Here is a 15558-nt window from a genome sequence, read left to right on the forward strand (position 1 = left end):
TACAACACATAACAAACTTGACTTCTTCCATTATTACATACAGCTACTAAAAACAAAACCTTCTAGACAACTAAGTCAGAAGGTTTCTTTTTCCCCTTAAATTATCTACTCATAATAAATGAGTGACATGGCAAATGTACATCGCAATAAAAACTCCTAAAAGGGGATTTCCGCATCTAAAAATGTAATTTTCCGTAGTTCGTTTTTGCCCATAAAAAAACCTCCTAGATAAAGTTCTAGGAGGTTTTATTTATTATTGAATATTTTTTAATGCTTAAGTGCGTAGCTCGCTCCTTTTCCTAACTCGGCTAATCCTGTTAATAAAGTTACCACCATATTGTTTGCTTTTTTTACGAATATTTTCCCCATTTTATACTACTTTGAATTTCCCTTGATTTTTGTGTTTAATTAAACAACACTGCAAATGTATATTGAAATACAAGTGTACAAAAGGGGTTTCCCGCACTTTAATATGTAACTTTCCATTACCTTAAATTTACTGCATAAAAAAACCTTCTAGTAGTATGAGAAACTAGAAGGTTTTGTTTTTCCCCTTAAAATATCCGCTCATTAAATGAGTGATGCAACAAATATAGTTTTCATTTACTTTTTAAAAAAGGGGATATCCGCAGAAAAAAATGTAGTTTTCCGCAAAAAACACATTTAACATTTTTTAAATCAATTAGTTAAAAATTAAAAAGTTTTTCTCCTTATTGTTATAATATACTTCTACTAAAAACAAAACCTTCTGACTTAGTTGTCTAGAAGGTTTCTTTTTCCCCTTAATTTATCTACTCATAATAAATGAGTGACACGGCAAATGTACCTCGCAATGAAAACTCCTAAAAGGGGATTTCCGCATCTAAAAATGTAATTTTCCGTAATTCGTTTTAACCCATAAAAAAACCTCTTAGAACTTTATCTAGGAGGTTTTATATTTTTATTGAATATTTTTTAATGCTTAAGTGCGTAGCTCGCTCCTTTTCCTAACACGGCTAATCCTGTTAATAAAGTTACCACCATATTGTTTGCTTTTTTTACGAATATTTTCCCCATTTTATACTACTTTGAATTTCCCTTGATTTTTGTGTTTAATTAAACAACACTGCAAATGTATATTGAAATACAAGTGTACAAAAGGGGTTTCCCGCACTTTAAAATGTAACTTTCCGTTACCTTAAATTTACTGCATAAAAAAACCTTCTAGTAGTATGAGAAACTAGAAGGTTTTGTTTTTCCCCTTAAAATATCCGCTCATTAAATGAGTGATGCAACAAATGTAGTTTTCATTTACTTTTTAAAAAAGGGGATATCCGCAGAAAAAAATGTAGTTTTCCGCAAAAAACACATTTAACATTTTTTAAATCAATTAGTTAAACATTAAAAAATTTATTCTTACACTAAAAAACTAGTTCCATGTAGTAATTTAAAAGGAATATTTAAGGAAGTATTTTAACACAAAAAACCTTTTAACTAATATGCTAAAAGGTTTTTGATCTTTTCTCTTCTTTTCTAGAATTTCTCCCTTACAGTGTTAATTCTATAACAAAGATATCTTTTACTTAAAAGTTACAAAAGGGGATTTCCGCAGTAAATAGTGTGATTTTCCGCAAAGGATTAGTCAAGTATCCCTAACTCCTTAGCTTTCAGTACTAAATCTGTATTATTATTTGCATCTAAATCAGTACGTAGCTTGGCTAACTTACTTTCTATAGCTCTAATTTTAACAAGGTTTCCATCACTTTTAGTGATAATACCTTCCATATTAGATATTTTTGAATGCTTTGGTAATTCTTTTAAAATTTGAACAGCAACATCATCCATTTGAATTTCAATCAATGCTCTTTTTAGTAATTTTTCATGAATTTCATGGGTATAATACACCTGATTTGCTAACATTTTTTGGATTGCAAAATTCAATTCGGTAGTATTACATTTTCCTTTTAAAATATAAGCTAACGGGTTTAAGTTACGCACTACATTATACACTCTATTTGTTTCAGAGTGCCCAGTTATTACTCCTATTTTTATAGGTACATTTTCTTTTTGAAGTGCTTTAATTAAGTTTTCACCTCCATCAATATTTGAGTTATCACTGGCATTATCAAAACTTAAGTCAGTAAAAAGTATTTGATACGGATCAGTATTTAAGTGAGATTTTACTAAGTTAAATGCTTCATCACAAGAATTGGTACTTGTAATTTCTAGACCATCAATATCTTTTAGATAGGAAAGAATTCCTTCTATAATTAGTTGATGATCATCAACAAAAAGTATTTTAATTTTTTCAGACATTTAAAGGTATTTGAATGTGTGTTTCGGTTCCAGCCCCTACAGTACTAGTAATTGATAGTGTTCCATTTAACTCTTCAACTCTTTCTTGTAAATTATGTAAACCGATCCCTTTTTTACTAACAGAGGTATCAAAACCTATACCGTTGTCAGTAACATCCAAAAATACATTTTTTTTATGTATTGAAAAAGCGATCGTAAATTTTGTTGCCTTCGCATGTTTTTTACTATTCTGTATGCTTTCTCTAATACTTAAATACAATAATCTTTTTATTGCACTATTAACTTGCGACCAATCTTGCTCATGCAATCCTTTTACTGTTATTTTAAAAGTAAGTTCAAAATAATCAGAAATTAAGTTTATTATTTGGTCTTTAAAGCCAACTTTTTTAAAGCTCACACTACTTAATTGGTGTGATAGTTGACGTACATTTTCTTTAACCGCATCAAGCTTTTGAGCCTCTTCAAACAACTGCGATTTTTCTAATTTTCTATGTAATAAACGTAAATCTCCAGCCACCTCATCATGCAATGATTTTGCAATTTGTTTACGCTCTTGCTCACGTGCTTGTGCTTTTTGTAACTGTGCTTGGTATAGTAATTTTCTACGCCTTAATACAAAAAACAAAATACTTAAACCCAAACTTAAAAAACCAGCAACTGCCACCAGCCAACCAATAACTTTTTGTTGCTTATGACGTACTATTTCATCTTGCTTTTTATCATTCTCTATTTTTAAAAAACTGTTTTCTTCTTCTTTTTTGGTAGTTTCATACCTGATTTTTGCAAATTGGTTTTTCTGCGTACGTTCTTTTTGAATAAGACTGTCATTTAAATCGATATGCTCTTCTAAATACTTTATAGCTTTCTTTCCTGTACTTAATTGAGAAAGTTCTTCTAAAGCATCTAACCAACGTTTATTATTATGAGTTTGCTTAGCATATGTAAGAGCCTTTTCAGCATGAAAACGTGCTTGTTTTACATTTTTTTTCTCTTTATAATACAAACAAATATTTATGTGAGTTGTACTTAACTCACTATAATCTTTTAAACTATCTCTTATTTCTAAAACCTCTTGGTACTGTTTTAATACACTTTTGTTTTTCTCTAAGGAAAAATTACTGTACGCTAAATTTTCTAGTAATAAAGCATATTGAGCTGGATACTTAATTTTAATACTATCAAAAGTTAATCCTTTTTTAAAATACTTGATTGCTTTTTTATGTTGTGTTCTTTTTTGATATAGAAAACCTAAATTATTAACTATAAATAAATATCCTTTTTCGTTTTTATTAATTTTATTAATTTCTAAGGCTCTATTATAATATTTTATAGCTTCATTTTTTTGATTTAATTCATCAGAAACAATACCTAAATTATTATAAACATACTCTAGAAACTCATAAGCTTTAGTCGGTTCTAAATATTCTAAGGCTTCTACTGAACTTATTTCACTTCCTAAAAAATCTTTAGCTTCTCTTTGTAAATTTGCAATACTCAATAAGCGTCCCCCTACTGCTATAGAGTCTTTTAAAAGTTTTGAAACATTTTTAGATTGATGATAATAATAAAAGGCACTATCATTTGTATACACAATTTTTTGATATAAAGCTTTAAAATGATAATATTTAGCTAATGTTGTAGAGTCTTTGCGTCTATTATAAAAATTTAAAAGTTGTTTCGTAGATTTTTTTAAAATAAACGTATCTTTTGAATAAAATGCGTTTACTCCAATATCAATTATCCTCTTTTTTTGCTTACTATACAATACACTATCTTTCTCTTTTTGAGAAAAAGTAACAGTGGAAATAAGAAGTAATAAAAAGAGGAAACGCATACTTTATTTATAAAAGTTCCTAAAAGTAATATTTTTTTATAAAAACCATTAAGCAATATAAGGATTAATATTAAAAAAGGTTGTTCTTTATATAATACAGAACAACCTTTTCAATTTTTATTAATATTATCTTTCAGGATTTAGCTTCCTCCGTCTCCTCCTCCATTACCAGTACTTCCACCGCCAGTGTCAGTATCAGTTCCAGAATTTCCACCTCCGTTATCTATAGTAGTTGCTCCTCCTCCAAATTGTAATGCTTGCTCTTCTAAAGTGTAATTGTTTTTCATCTTCCCTTTTGTTTAATGTTTTAAATTTACGTTTTTTAAAAATAATATTTTATCCTTTAAAACAAAAGGTTTTAAGAGTTTTTTAGCTTTTTAACAGGAAAGTTTCTTGATAAATGACAAAAATGTCATGAGTTTTTATAAAAAAGGTATAATTACTCAGGTAATTAAGAGTTTCCTTTGGTTGTTGTACTTTCTAAATAACAATCGTTACTACGAATAAAACACAATTAAAAGCATTTATCTTTTGTGTTTAAAAGTAAATAAAAAAAGCTGTTCTCTATAAAATACCGAACAACCTTTTAATAGTAATTGGCATTGTTTTTCAAGATTTAATCTTAGTCATCTCCATCTCCATTACCTCCACTTCCACCTCCATGATCACAACGATCATCATACCCTGGTTGATCTTCTTCAGTACATTCTTGCTCCCATGGCATGCCATTAGGTAAAGGAGACCCTCCGCTAATATTTTGTTGTTTAGTTCTTGTTAGAACTGTTCATAGATTTTCAATATTTTTTAACATAATATAGTTATTTAAATTTTATACTTGGAAAAGTATAATTTTATTCCTTATAAACAAAAAAAAACAGGAAAAATTCGTTTTTAGAAAACTAAATTGAAAAGGTTGCTTCAGTCGTTACTTACTTGAAGTTATAGCGAAAAATCGTCACTGTGAACGTAATATAATGGAGTGAAGTAGTCTGTTTATCTTGTACTCAAAACTTAAATAAAAACAATATTTCAAAAGATTGCTTCTTCGTACCTCATCGCAATGACAGGAATCGTCACTGCGAATGAAACGCAGTGGAATGAAGTAGTCTGTTTATATTGTACTCAAAATATAATTGCTAACTCTTATTAGAAAGATTGCTTCAGTCGTTACCCCCTTCGCAATGACATTAATAATCGTCACTACGAACATAATACAATGGAATGAAGAGTCTGTTTGTTTTGTACTAAAATTTAATTAACAACTCTTATTAGAGAGGTTACTTCGTCATACTTCCTCGCAATGACAGCTTGTTTATTATTTTATTGGAAGTTCAATTTCAATAGTAGTTCCTTCTCCTAATTTTGAGTTTACTTTAATAACTCCTTTTAATTTTTTTATTCTTGAGTTTATATTCTTCAACCCAATTCCTTTATTTTCTTTTTCTGAATCAAAACCAACTCCATTATCTTCAATTTTTATGTTCATATTACCACCTTCTTGAACTATTTTTAGCTTTATAGTATTTGCTTTTGCGTGTTTAATACAATTTTGTATCACTTCTTGAAGAATTCGATGAATATTAATTTTTGCTTTTTCATCAATCTTTTTCCAATCAATCTCTGTTGAAATATCTACACTATATTCAAAACCTCCTATTTTACTTTTCTCTTCAAAGAGTTCTTTAATCAATAGTTTAAAATTATCTGATTGACTTATAGTATGGCTCAATTTATGTGAAACTTCTCTGATTTCTTTTTCTACATTTTGTAACTCATTAAGAAGGTATTGGTGTTTATTTAACTCATCAATATCACCTTGAAGTTTTAAAAAACCTAAACTAAGTCGAGTTCCAAAAAGCTTACTTAAAACTCCATCGTGCAATTCTTGTGCAATTCTATCTCTTTCTAAATACCTAGTCTCAGCTTGTTGTAATTGTGTTTGGTATACTAATTTTCTTCTACGTAATACAAAAAATAAAGAACCTATACTTAGCCCCAACAAACTTATAAGTGTTAATAACCAACCAATTGTTTTTTGTTGCTTTTGATATGATATTTCTTCTTGACTTCTATTATTTTCAGACTTTAAGAGCGTATTTTCTTTTTCCCTTTTAACTGTTTGGTAATTAAATCTCGCTATTTTTTCTTGTAATTTATTAGTTACATCAATTAAACTGTCTTTTAATTGTACGTATTTTTTAAAATAATCTTTTGATTTAGAATATATATTTTGATTTAGAATTAATTCTAATTTTTGTAATTGAAGTTCCTTATTTTTACTTTTAAGCGCATATTCAAAAGCTTTAATAGCGTGTTTATTTGCTAAGCTCTTGTTCTTTTTATCAATATAGTACAGACTAATATTTGTGTGCGTAAAACATAAACCTTCATTGTTTTTTAATCTTTCTTTTATGTATACCGCTTCATTATATTTTTTAATAACACCTTCTTTTTTACCTAAAACATAATTACTGATGGCTATACCTTCTATTAAGTTAGCGTAAACTTGGGGTGCTTTCATTTTAATACCTTTATCCGCTAACCCATATTTAAAATATTTTATTGCTTTTTCATGTCTATCATCATTTTGATAATAAACTCCTTGATCTAACCATAAGTTACCCCAAACTTCGTTACGTTTATTTTCACCTTTTTGTTTTGAGAAAAGATATTCTTGAGAAAATGCCATAGCAGAAAACAGCATAGCACATAGGACTAATCGCATAATTTAAATAACAATTTTTGTTTAAAAGTAATGCTTTTTAAATTAATCTATGTTTAAACATGTTAGAGAGTTTTCATTCTAAAAAAGTGAAATGTCACGACGAATGAAACGTAGAGAAATGAAGTAGTCTCTTTATTCTCTGTTCAAAATTTAAACACTAACTCTTATTCGAGAGATTGCTTCGTCATACTTCCTCGCAATGACATTAACAATCGTCACTACGAACATAATGTAATGGTGCGAAGTAGTCTGTTAACCTTGTACTCAAAATATAATTGTTAACTCTTATTGAAGAGATTGCTTCAGTCGTAACCTCCTTCGCAATGACATTCTTTTTAGTATATTCAACTTATGAAAAAGAACTGTGTTTATTTACTTACAAATAAAAATAATACTGTTATATATATTGGAGTTACTAGTAACTTGATAAAACGTATATATCAACATAAATCAAAAACTTTTAAAGGTTTTACTGCTAAATATAATTGTGATAAACTAGTTTATTTTGAAGAATTCGATTCTATTGACGAAGCTATTATTCGAGAAAAACAGTTAAAGTCTGGTAATAGACGAAGAAAAGAAGACTTAATTAACATTGAAAACCCTCTATGGAAAGATTTATCAGAAGGTTGGTTATTTGATTTCATGTAATAAATCATCACTACGAACAAAGTGCAATGGAGTAAAGTAGTCTGTTCATCTTGTACTCAAAATATAATTAACAACTATTATTAGAAAGATTGCTTCTTCGTGCCTTATCGCATTGACAGGAGTTTATTTAAACCCAATTGCTAACGCCATTTTATCTTCTAATTCTTGTAAATGATTTGAAGAAGTTTTAGAGTTCCATTCAAAGTGTTTTATAAACTCGTCTAGTACAAATTGCTTATAATTATCAACACTTGGTTTATCAAAAAACAAGCGTCCTGTACGTCGCATAAAAAAGTCGGTTGGTGTACACGTCATTTCATGCTGAATAGTAAACCAAACCTCCGCTTTTAATAATTGTTTTTCTGAGTTTTCTTCAGTTAACTCATCAAATTTATCTAAAATAATATCGGTTTGTTTTCCATAGTTATGTACTAAATAACTAGCGTCTTTCTCTGTTAAACCAAATGATTTTATACGTTTATATACCTGATTCGTGTAAATTTTTACAGACTTGTAATTTAAAAATGGTCCTCCTGATAAAATAAGGTCTTCTGTTTGTATTGGTTCAAATTCTTTTTCAAACCTACGGGTCATCTTTTTAGCTACTATATCTACAATACGTTCAGCCATTTTACGATACCCTGTTAATTTACCTCCAGCAATAGAAATTAACTTCGTATCAGACACAAATATTTCATCTTTACGAGATAACTCTGAAGCTGATTTTCCTTCTTCATGTATCAATGGTCGTAAACCTGCCCATGACGACTGAATGTCTTCTAATGTAAGTGTTATATCTGGGAACATATTATTTACTGCTTCTATTAAATAGAGTGCATCAACAATACTAGTTTCTACGTTGTCTTTATCTTGTTGGTAATTGGTATCAGTGGTTCCAAAATAAGTTACTTTTCCTCTAGGAATAGCAAACATCATTCGTCCATCAGGAATATCAAAATACACCGATTGCTTTACAGGTAATTTTTCATGAGCTACTACTAAATGGACTCCTTTAGTTAAATGTAAACGTTTTCCAATTTTTGAATTGTTAATTTGACGTAGTTCATCTACCCATGGTCCTGCAGCATTTACAACATACTTCGCTTTAATATTAAAACTTTTATCAGTTAAAACATCGGTAACTTTAGCTCCAACTACACGTTTATTTTCATAAATAAACTCATCAGCTTGCACATAGTTTAAAATTTGCGCGTCATATTGACTAGCAGTTTTTAATATTTCAATCGTTAAACGAGCATCATCAGTTCTATATTCTGCATAAAACCCAGCACCATTTAAAATACTATCTGGCAATAATGGCTCTTTTTCAAGCGCCTCTTCTTTGTCTAACATTTTACGTTTATCATCACCTTCAACTGATGCTAATACGTCGTATATTTTTAGCCCTATAGATGTTAACCATGATCCATAAGTTCCTCCTTCAATAAGTGGTAAAATCATTTTCTCAGGAATTACCAAATGAGGAGCTAGCTTATGTACTATTGCTCGCTCTGTACCTACTTCTTTAACTAGCCAGAAATCAAATTGTTTTAAATATCGTAAACCACCATGAATTAGTTTAGTTGACTTACTACTTGTTCCAGAAGCAAAATCATTTTTTTCTACTAAAGCAACTTTCATTCCTCTTGATGCTGCATCTAAAGCAATTCCAGCTCCTGTAATTCCACCACCAATAATTAACATATCAAACTCTGTGGTTTCAAGTTCTTGTTGAATATTTGTACGGTTAAAAAACGAAAAATTGTTCATAGTAGAAAGGTGTTTTCCAACAAAAATAAGAATAAAAAAGAGTTGTTAAGCTATAAAAAAAGAGCCGAAAAATTTTCAGCTCTTTTTATAGTCCCCCGGACTAAAATCAATAATTATTTATTGATTAATTTTTTGCCAATTTTGGTCAGCTTTCTTTTGAAGTTCTTCTGGGTTTTCTTTTAACCACAACTTCAATGTATTTGTTCCCCATGAATTGTAAAAAAGGTATAATTTACCATTTCTAATTTCAAAAGTTTTAGGATTTATAGATACTTTTTCTCCATTTTTACCTATTGCATAAGCACAGTATCCACCATATTGAGGAATGTATTTTTGAGGCTCTTTTTTAAAAGCTTTTAAGTTTTTTTCAGAAGAAAATCTAAAAGTAACATTATCGTGTTTTGCTGTTATTTTTTTACTTCCTTTCAAGGCAGTATTATTAAAATAAGCAACAACATCGTACCCATTTGCTACTGCTCCTTTTTTTAAATTGTAATTGTTTTGTGCACCAACAAAAGATGTTACAAAAAATAAAACGTAGATTAATTTATTCATGCTCTACTTGTTAATGTGTTTTATTTCTTCCCAGTTTTTATCTCCTTTTGATTGTAGTTTTTTAGTATCACCTTCTTGCCAATCTTCTAATTTATTAGATAACCAAGAACTGTAAAACAAGTACAACTTACCATCTCTAACTTCATAAGCTTCAGCATCAATATACATCTTTGTTTTTTTTGCCGCTATAGCATATGCACAATATCCTCCGTATTGAGGAATATATTGAGTTGGATTTTTTTCAAATAAATTTTTATTTTTTTCAGATGAGAATTTAAACTTTACTCCATCGTACGTTGTTTGATGTTTTGATTTTCCTTTTTTAGGTTTTGCATTTATAAAATACGAAACAACATCATAACCTTCAGCTATGTAGCCCTTTTTAGTATTATAATCTGTTGTTTGTGCGAAAAGTGATGCAGAAAACATCACTATTAGAAGAGTATATATGTTTTTCATAAAGAGAGAGTCGATAAAAAGTAAGAGTACTTACATTTTTTAATTAAAATTTATAGAATCGTTATTTAACGACGTTTGCTTCTTGTTTTTTTTTCTTTGATTTTTACAAAAATTAATTTGTGTCTTCCTTTTGGACTTTCTCTTTGTTCAATTTCAAATTTATCAATTGACTTTATTAAAGGAGTAAGCTTATCAAAACCAAAATTTCTTGAATCAAAATTAGGTTGTTTCTTTTGCAATAAACTACCTACATCACCTAAAAAAGCCCAACCATCATCATCAGATACATCAGCTATCGTTGTGCTTATTAATTCAATTTCTTTTCTAGTAATTTTATCAACATTATATTTTGTTGATTCTTCCTTACCAGTTTCTATATTTTGTATAGCAGTTTTACTTTTTAATATTTCTATATAAATAAACCTATCGCAAGCTACAATAAACGGATTCGGGGTTTTCTTTTCACCTATACCAATTACTTGCATTCCAGCCTCTCTTAACCTAGTAGCTAATCTTGTAAAATCACTATCACTTGATACCAAACAAAAACCATTTACTTTTTCAGAATAAAGAATATCCATTGCATCAATTATCATTGCTGAATCTGTTGCATTTTTACCAGTAGTATACCCATATTGCTGAATAGGTGTTATCGCATTTTCTAGTAATAAGTTTTTCCACTTTGATAAATTTGGCTTTGTCCAATCTCCATAAATTCTTTTGATAGTAGGATTACCATATTTAGCAATTTCTTCCATCATTTCTTTTACATAAGCTGAAGGAATATTATCACCATCAATAAGTACAGCTAAATTTGAGTTTACATCCATATAATGAACTTTTTACAAGCTTTTTTCTTAGGGAAAGATATTTAAAAACAAATTATAAAACAAGTAAATTACAACCTCGAATATCAGAATTATCAAAACGTCCAATAATTTCAAAACTAGTATCAGTATGTACTTTTCCTAAATCTTGTGTTGCTATAAATGAACAAGAATTGTAATTTGCTAAATCAATTACGTTAATTCCTCCTGACTTTTCTTTTGGTAAAATAGTTAATGCATCTTCTGTATCTCTAGTCAATAGACGCATCCAGGGAGGGCAATTAAAAACTCCTTTACCGTTGGAATATCCTTGACTTAATAATTCAGTCATTCCATATTCAGAATGAATATTTTCAACACCAAATCCGTTACCTAATATTTGATGCAACTCTTCACGTATTAATTCTTTTCTTCTACCTTTCATTCCTCCAGTTTCCATAACTATGGTATTTTGAAGATTGAATTGATATTTTTCAATTAAATCTAGTAAAGCAAAGGAAACTCCTATAAGTAGTACTTTTTGACCTTGTTTATCTAATTTGATAAGTTTTTCAGCCAATTCAGATAAATTATTCAAATAAAAACCACTTTCAGAATTTTCAGAACGCTTAATTAAATCGTCAACCATATATACTAAAGAAGAGCCTTTTCGTTCTAAATAATTAGGAAGCAATGCTAAAACAACATACTCTTGAATATTGCCATAAAAATGTTTAAAACCTTTTAAATAACTAGTTTCATACCATGATAAATCTGTTACATGGTGCTTACTTGTAGAAGTCCCTGTGGTTCCTGAGCTTGTAAAAACTTCTTGAACCTCGTCATTTGATGAAACTACTTGCTTATCTTTAAAAAATTGTATTGGTAAAAATGGAATTTTATCAATAGTATCAACATCTGATGGATGTATATATAATAAATCGCAAAAAGAACGATATATCTTATTATTTTTAAACTGATGCTTAAAAACGGATAACGCTACTTCGTTAAACTCTTTTTCTGACTGTATATTAAAAACCTTGTTTTGCATAATTTTTACAAAAATAAGAGTATTCTACGCAACCTTTTAAGTTTTTCTGCATCTTGTATAAAAGACAACGTATGGGAACCATGATTTACACCAAAATAAGTTCGCTTTTTACAAGAACCATATCTAAAAAGCCAAAAAAAGAAAAGTTAATAACTATTGCATCTAAAAGAATAGTCAACAACATAAATTCTTTAAAAAAAGGAATTTTAATTAAAGAAAAAAGCTTTAATGATTGGACTCTTTATAATAGGGATATTAAAGGCTTTATTTATGAAGATGGTTATGAATATGAATTAATAGTTTCTGAAAATGATATAGAAAAAACGTTTTCCCTAGTTAGAGTACTAACAAAAACAAAGAAACTTTCTGAAAACTTACCTTGCTAACAAACAAAATATTATGAAAACTAAAATGAACAGACTACTAACCTTTATTTGTATTTTAACTGCTTTTATTAGCTTATTACTTATTGGGTGTAATAATAATGATATCCCTTTTGATTCTAATAATTTACTAAAAGGTGTTTGGGCTAAAGCTAAACATAATGGAGAAACAATAACTTTTAAACGTGTTAAATCATTACCAGAAAAAGAGTATGGTGTTGCATTTAATGATGCTAATATTTTTATACAGAAAACTTCAGGGTTTTGTGGTACTCCTCCTTTAACTTTTTATGATGATAAAGGTACTTATAATGCTGACAAAGTATTAATAAAAGTGCAATTAGATAATTTTCCTGGAAATTTTAATTGGGAAATTGTTTCTTTAACTGAGAAAGAGTTAGTTGTAAAAACTGCCTTAACAGAAAGAGAAAAAGAACATCAAGAATTGCTAAAAATGTATAGCATATTTCATACTATAGCTACAAGTAAAACTTGTGAAAATTCAAATGATTGGGCATATACTAATTATGGAAGCAAAGCTTGTGGAGGATCTCAAGGTTATATTGCTTATTCTAAAAAAATTGATGTCTCAGGTTTTTTAAAAAAGGTAGAAAATTACACAAAAGCTGAAGATTTTTATAATAAAAAGTGGGGAATTGTTTCTACTTGCGACATTCCTCCAAAACCTACTAATATAGAGTGTGTTAATGGAGTAGCAGTGTTAAAATATTAGTATTTTTAAAAAAATATTTAGCACATTAATTTAAAAGAAATCATAGCGCAATGTTGCCAGCAAAATATTAAGGCACAAGCAAAGGTTTATCAACTTTTTTCTGATAAGCTCTTTGGACTTTGCTTAAAGTATTCTAGAAATTATGAAGATGCTCAGGATACTTTACAAGATAGCTTTTTAACTATTTTTAAAAAAATTAAACAATATAATAACAAAGGTTCTTTTGAAGGTTGGATGAAACGTATAGCTATAAATACTGCTCTTCAAAAATATAGAGAGAAATCTCCTTTACAAATAGTAAAAGAAGAATCTATTGAAGATATTGAAGAAGTTGAATACGATGATTCTATAATAAGTGTCTCTTTTTTATTAGAAACAATTCAAGAATTACCAGACAGGTATAGGCTGATATTCAACCTATACGTTTTAGATAAATTTTCACATAAAGAAATAGCCAAAATACTACAAATTTCTGAAGGAACATCTAAGTCAAATTTATCAAGAGCAAGATTATTATTAAAAAGAAAAATTGAAGTTTATCAAAAAATGCAACAGGAAGCATAAATGAATGATAGAAAGAACATAGACAGATTATTTGAAGAAAAGCTTAATGGATTTGAAGCTTCACCTAAGCCTGAAATGTGGGATGATATTGAGGCTAAGCTTAAAAAGAAAAAACGAAGAATTTTACCTATGTGGTGGTTGTATAGTGGTATTACGGCTGTTTTTATATTAGGTTTTGTTTTATATCCTTTTTTTAAAAATACTATTCCTTTAGAACCGGTTATTAACCCAACTGAAAACATTGTTAAAACTCCTGATGATTTTAATAATCATAAAAAAGAAATAGATACTGATATACCTTTAATAACAGAGAATAGTAACAATAGTTTAAAAGAAAAAAACACAATAATAGCAGAAAAGAAAACTATAAATGTTTCATCAAAAAAAAGAGCTACAAATAACAAATTAATTGCACGTAAAAAGATAGTATCTGGTAAAATAGTTGAAGGGGTTTTATCGGATAAAAAAAGAGCTATGGAAAAGATTATTATTGAAAAAAAGAAAAAAGAAAAAAATGTAGTTAAAAAAGATACTCTAAAAAAACTGTTTACAAAAAAAGACTTTCTTGCTGAAATAAGTAAAAAAGATAGTGTGTTAACTATCAAAACAAATAAGGATAAATGGTCTGTATCTCCTGTTTTTGCGTTAACTCATGCTAACTCTCTTACGCAAAGCTCAGCTTTAGATAAAAGTTTAACCTCAGCTAGTTTAACAGGTGATAACAATATTTCTTATGGTATAAGAGTAGCCTATCAACTAAATAATAAATGGTCTATACAATCAGGGTTATTTACACAAAAAGTTGGTTTTACAAATAAAAACTTGTCGGTTATGGCAAATGTAAGAGGAGCTGGTTTAGAAAGTGTAGAACTAACATCTAGTCCCTTGCTTATTTTAAGTCAGTCTAATAATGCTACTGATGTTAACACATTAAGTAGCGCGAGTATCGTTACTAGTGAAGCATCTTTAAACCAAACATATAGTTATATTGAAGTTCCTATTGAACTAAAGTACGCTGTCTTAAAAACTTCAAAATTTAACACCAAAATAGTTACTGGCTTTAGCTCATTATTTTTAAATCAAAATGAAGTTTCAGTAACATCAGAAAGAATATCACAAACCATTGGGAAAGCTTCTAATTTAAACACACTCAATTTTAGTGGGAATTTAGGACTCGATCTCGAATATTCAATTAATAAAAAAATAAAATTCGTTGTAAATCCAATGTTTAAAATACACTTAAACACTTTTTCAAAAAACTCAAACGGATTTAAACCATACACACTTGGTGTATACTCAGGAATTAGTTATCAATTTTAAAATTTATGTCATGAAAAAATTACTTTTATTATGTTTTGCTTTATCTCTTGCAGCATGTTCTCTAGATAGTGAAGACAACCAGGTTGTTAAATTATTAACTATCGATGAATCTTTTACTCCACAAAGTTTCACCTATAAATCTAAAGATACTATCAAGGTAAAATATACCTTACCTAACAGCTGTCACTCTTTTTTTAGTTTATACTATCAAAGTGATGGGAATGCAAGAATTATTGCAATTAGAGCTTTAGAAAAGCTAAATGCAAATTGTTCACAGCAAACTATCTCTAAAGAATTAAAAATACCAATCCAAATTCAACAAAAAGAAGATTATATTTTTAAATTCTGGAAAGGTAAAGACAATAATGGTAATGATATTTTCGAAGAAAAAACAATACCTGTTAATTAGATA

Annotated in this window: 15 protein-coding genes; 6 read left to right on the forward strand and 9 right to left on the reverse strand. The window is 28.6% G+C overall.

Annotated features, from left to right (window positions below):
- Positions 1-1617 precede the first annotated feature (1617 nt).
- The 4 genes from BLV71_RS04930 to BLV71_RS04940 form a co-directional block, all read right to left on the reverse strand.
- Complete coding sequence (locus BLV71_RS04930; RefSeq protein WP_093869473.1) at positions 1618-2295, reverse strand: response regulator; 678 nt, start codon at positions 2293-2295, stop codon at positions 1618-1620.
- Positions 2288-4129, reverse strand: coding sequence for a tetratricopeptide repeat-containing sensor histidine kinase (locus BLV71_RS04935; RefSeq protein WP_093869474.1), 1842 nt, complete (start codon positions 4127-4129; stop codon positions 2288-2290). The genes BLV71_RS04930 and BLV71_RS04935 overlap by 8 nt, the downstream gene beginning before the upstream one ends.
- 140 nt (positions 4130-4269) lie before the next feature.
- A complete protein-coding gene (locus tag BLV71_RS18485; RefSeq protein ID WP_176974354.1) occupies positions 4270-4416 on the reverse strand; it encodes a hypothetical protein in 147 nt (48 codons plus the stop codon).
- A 1028-nt stretch (positions 4417-5444) separates the two neighbouring features.
- Positions 5445-6854: a sensor histidine kinase gene (locus BLV71_RS04940; protein ID WP_093869475.1), complete on the reverse strand. Its 1410-nt coding sequence runs from the start codon at positions 6852-6854 to the stop codon at positions 5445-5447.
- A gap of 351 nt (positions 6855-7205) precedes the next feature.
- Here BLV71_RS04940 and BLV71_RS04945 point away from each other — a divergent pair, with 351 nt between their 5' ends.
- Positions 7206-7505, forward strand: a complete 300-nt coding sequence (locus tag BLV71_RS04945) for a GIY-YIG nuclease family protein (RefSeq protein WP_093869476.1) — start codon at positions 7206-7208, stop codon at positions 7503-7505.
- Between the two features lie 123 nt (positions 7506-7628).
- On the opposite strand, the gene BLV71_RS04950 is transcribed toward BLV71_RS04945, so the two are convergent.
- The 5 genes from BLV71_RS04950 to BLV71_RS04970 form a co-directional block, all read right to left on the reverse strand.
- Positions 7629-9275 (reverse strand): glycerol-3-phosphate dehydrogenase/oxidase, encoded by a 1647-nt coding sequence (locus BLV71_RS04950; protein ID WP_093869477.1) that lies wholly within the window; start codon positions 9273-9275, stop codon positions 7629-7631.
- 117 nt (positions 9276-9392) lie between these two features.
- Entirely contained in the window at positions 9393-9830 is a 438-nt protein-coding gene (locus BLV71_RS04955; RefSeq protein WP_093869478.1) for a YHS domain-containing (seleno)protein, read from the reverse strand.
- 3 nt (positions 9831-9833) lie between these two features.
- Positions 9834-10289 (reverse strand): YHS domain-containing (seleno)protein, encoded by a 456-nt coding sequence (locus tag BLV71_RS04960; RefSeq protein WP_093869479.1) that lies wholly within the window; start codon positions 10287-10289, stop codon positions 9834-9836.
- Positions 10290-10354: 65 nt separating this feature from the next.
- A complete protein-coding gene (locus tag BLV71_RS04965; protein ID WP_093869480.1) occupies positions 10355-11119 on the reverse strand; it encodes an NYN domain-containing protein in 765 nt (254 codons plus the stop codon).
- Positions 11120-11171: 52 nt separating this feature from the next.
- Entirely contained in the window at positions 11172-12146 is a 975-nt protein-coding gene (locus tag BLV71_RS04970) for a LuxE/PaaK family acyltransferase (protein ID WP_093869481.1), read from the reverse strand.
- A 71-nt stretch (positions 12147-12217) separates the two neighbouring features.
- Between BLV71_RS04970 and BLV71_RS04975 the strand changes: the two genes are divergently transcribed.
- From BLV71_RS04975 to BLV71_RS04995, 5 genes are read left to right on the forward strand one after another with little or no spacing between them, the layout of a single operon-like run.
- A complete protein-coding gene (locus BLV71_RS04975; RefSeq protein ID WP_093869482.1) occupies positions 12218-12532 on the forward strand; it encodes a DUF4377 domain-containing protein in 315 nt (104 codons plus the stop codon).
- A gap of 13 nt (positions 12533-12545) precedes the next feature.
- Positions 12546-13262 carry a hypothetical protein gene (locus BLV71_RS04980; protein ID WP_093869483.1) on the forward strand — a complete coding sequence of 239 codons (717 nt, stop codon included), beginning with the start codon at positions 12546-12548 and terminating at the stop codon, positions 13260-13262.
- Positions 13263-13304: 42 nt separating this feature from the next.
- Positions 13305-13826, forward strand: a complete 522-nt coding sequence (locus tag BLV71_RS04985; RefSeq protein ID WP_369813934.1) for an RNA polymerase sigma factor — start codon at positions 13305-13307, stop codon at positions 13824-13826.
- Positions 13827-15146, forward strand: coding sequence for an outer membrane beta-barrel protein (locus BLV71_RS04990; protein ID WP_093869485.1), 1320 nt, complete (start codon positions 13827-13829; stop codon positions 15144-15146).
- A 10-nt stretch (positions 15147-15156) separates the two neighbouring features.
- Positions 15157-15555 (forward strand): hypothetical protein, encoded by a 399-nt coding sequence (locus BLV71_RS04995; RefSeq protein ID WP_093869486.1) that lies wholly within the window; start codon positions 15157-15159, stop codon positions 15553-15555.
- The last annotated feature ends 3 nt before the right edge of the window (positions 15556-15558 follow it).

The sequence above is a fragment of the Tenacibaculum sp. MAR_2010_89 genome (genome assembly GCF_900105985.1).
GTDB lineage: Bacteria > Bacteroidota > Bacteroidia > Flavobacteriales > Flavobacteriaceae > Polaribacter > Polaribacter halocynthiae.

Coding starts and splice junctions, on each gene's coding strand:
- BLV71_RS04935 (WP_093869474.1), bottom strand. CDS start 4,129: ATGCGTTTCCTCTTTTTATTACTTCTTATTTCCACTGTTACTTTTTCT.
- BLV71_RS04965 (WP_093869480.1), bottom strand. CDS start 11,119: ATGGATGTAAACTCAAATTTAGCTGTACTTATTGATGGTGATAATATT.
- BLV71_RS04930 (WP_093869473.1), bottom strand. CDS start 2,295: ATGTCTGAAAAAATTAAAATACTTTTTGTTGATGATCATCAACTAATT.
- BLV71_RS04990 (WP_093869485.1), top strand. CDS start 13,827: ATGAATGATAGAAAGAACATAGACAGATTATTTGAAGAAAAGCTTAAT.
- BLV71_RS04960 (WP_093869479.1), bottom strand. CDS start 10,289: ATGAAAAACATATATACTCTTCTAATAGTGATGTTTTCTGCATCACTT.
- BLV71_RS04955 (WP_093869478.1), bottom strand. CDS start 9,830: ATGAATAAATTAATCTACGTTTTATTTTTTGTAACATCTTTTGTTGGT.
- BLV71_RS04970 (WP_093869481.1), bottom strand. CDS start 12,146: ATGCAAAACAAGGTTTTTAATATACAGTCAGAAAAAGAGTTTAACGAA.
- BLV71_RS04940 (WP_093869475.1), bottom strand. CDS start 6,854: ATGCGATTAGTCCTATGTGCTATGCTGTTTTCTGCTATGGCATTTTCT.
- BLV71_RS18485 (WP_176974354.1), bottom strand. CDS start 4,416: ATGAAAAACAATTACACTTTAGAAGAGCAAGCATTACAATTTGGAGGA.
- BLV71_RS04975 (WP_093869482.1), top strand. CDS start 12,218: ATGGGAACCATGATTTACACCAAAATAAGTTCGCTTTTTACAAGAACC.
- BLV71_RS04995 (WP_093869486.1), top strand. CDS start 15,157: ATGAAAAAATTACTTTTATTATGTTTTGCTTTATCTCTTGCAGCATGT.
- BLV71_RS04945 (WP_093869476.1), top strand. CDS start 7,206: ATGAAAAAGAACTGTGTTTATTTACTTACAAATAAAAATAATACTGTT.
- BLV71_RS04980 (WP_093869483.1), top strand. CDS start 12,546: ATGAAAACTAAAATGAACAGACTACTAACCTTTATTTGTATTTTAACT.
- BLV71_RS04950 (WP_093869477.1), bottom strand. CDS start 9,275: ATGAACAATTTTTCGTTTTTTAACCGTACAAATATTCAACAAGAACTT.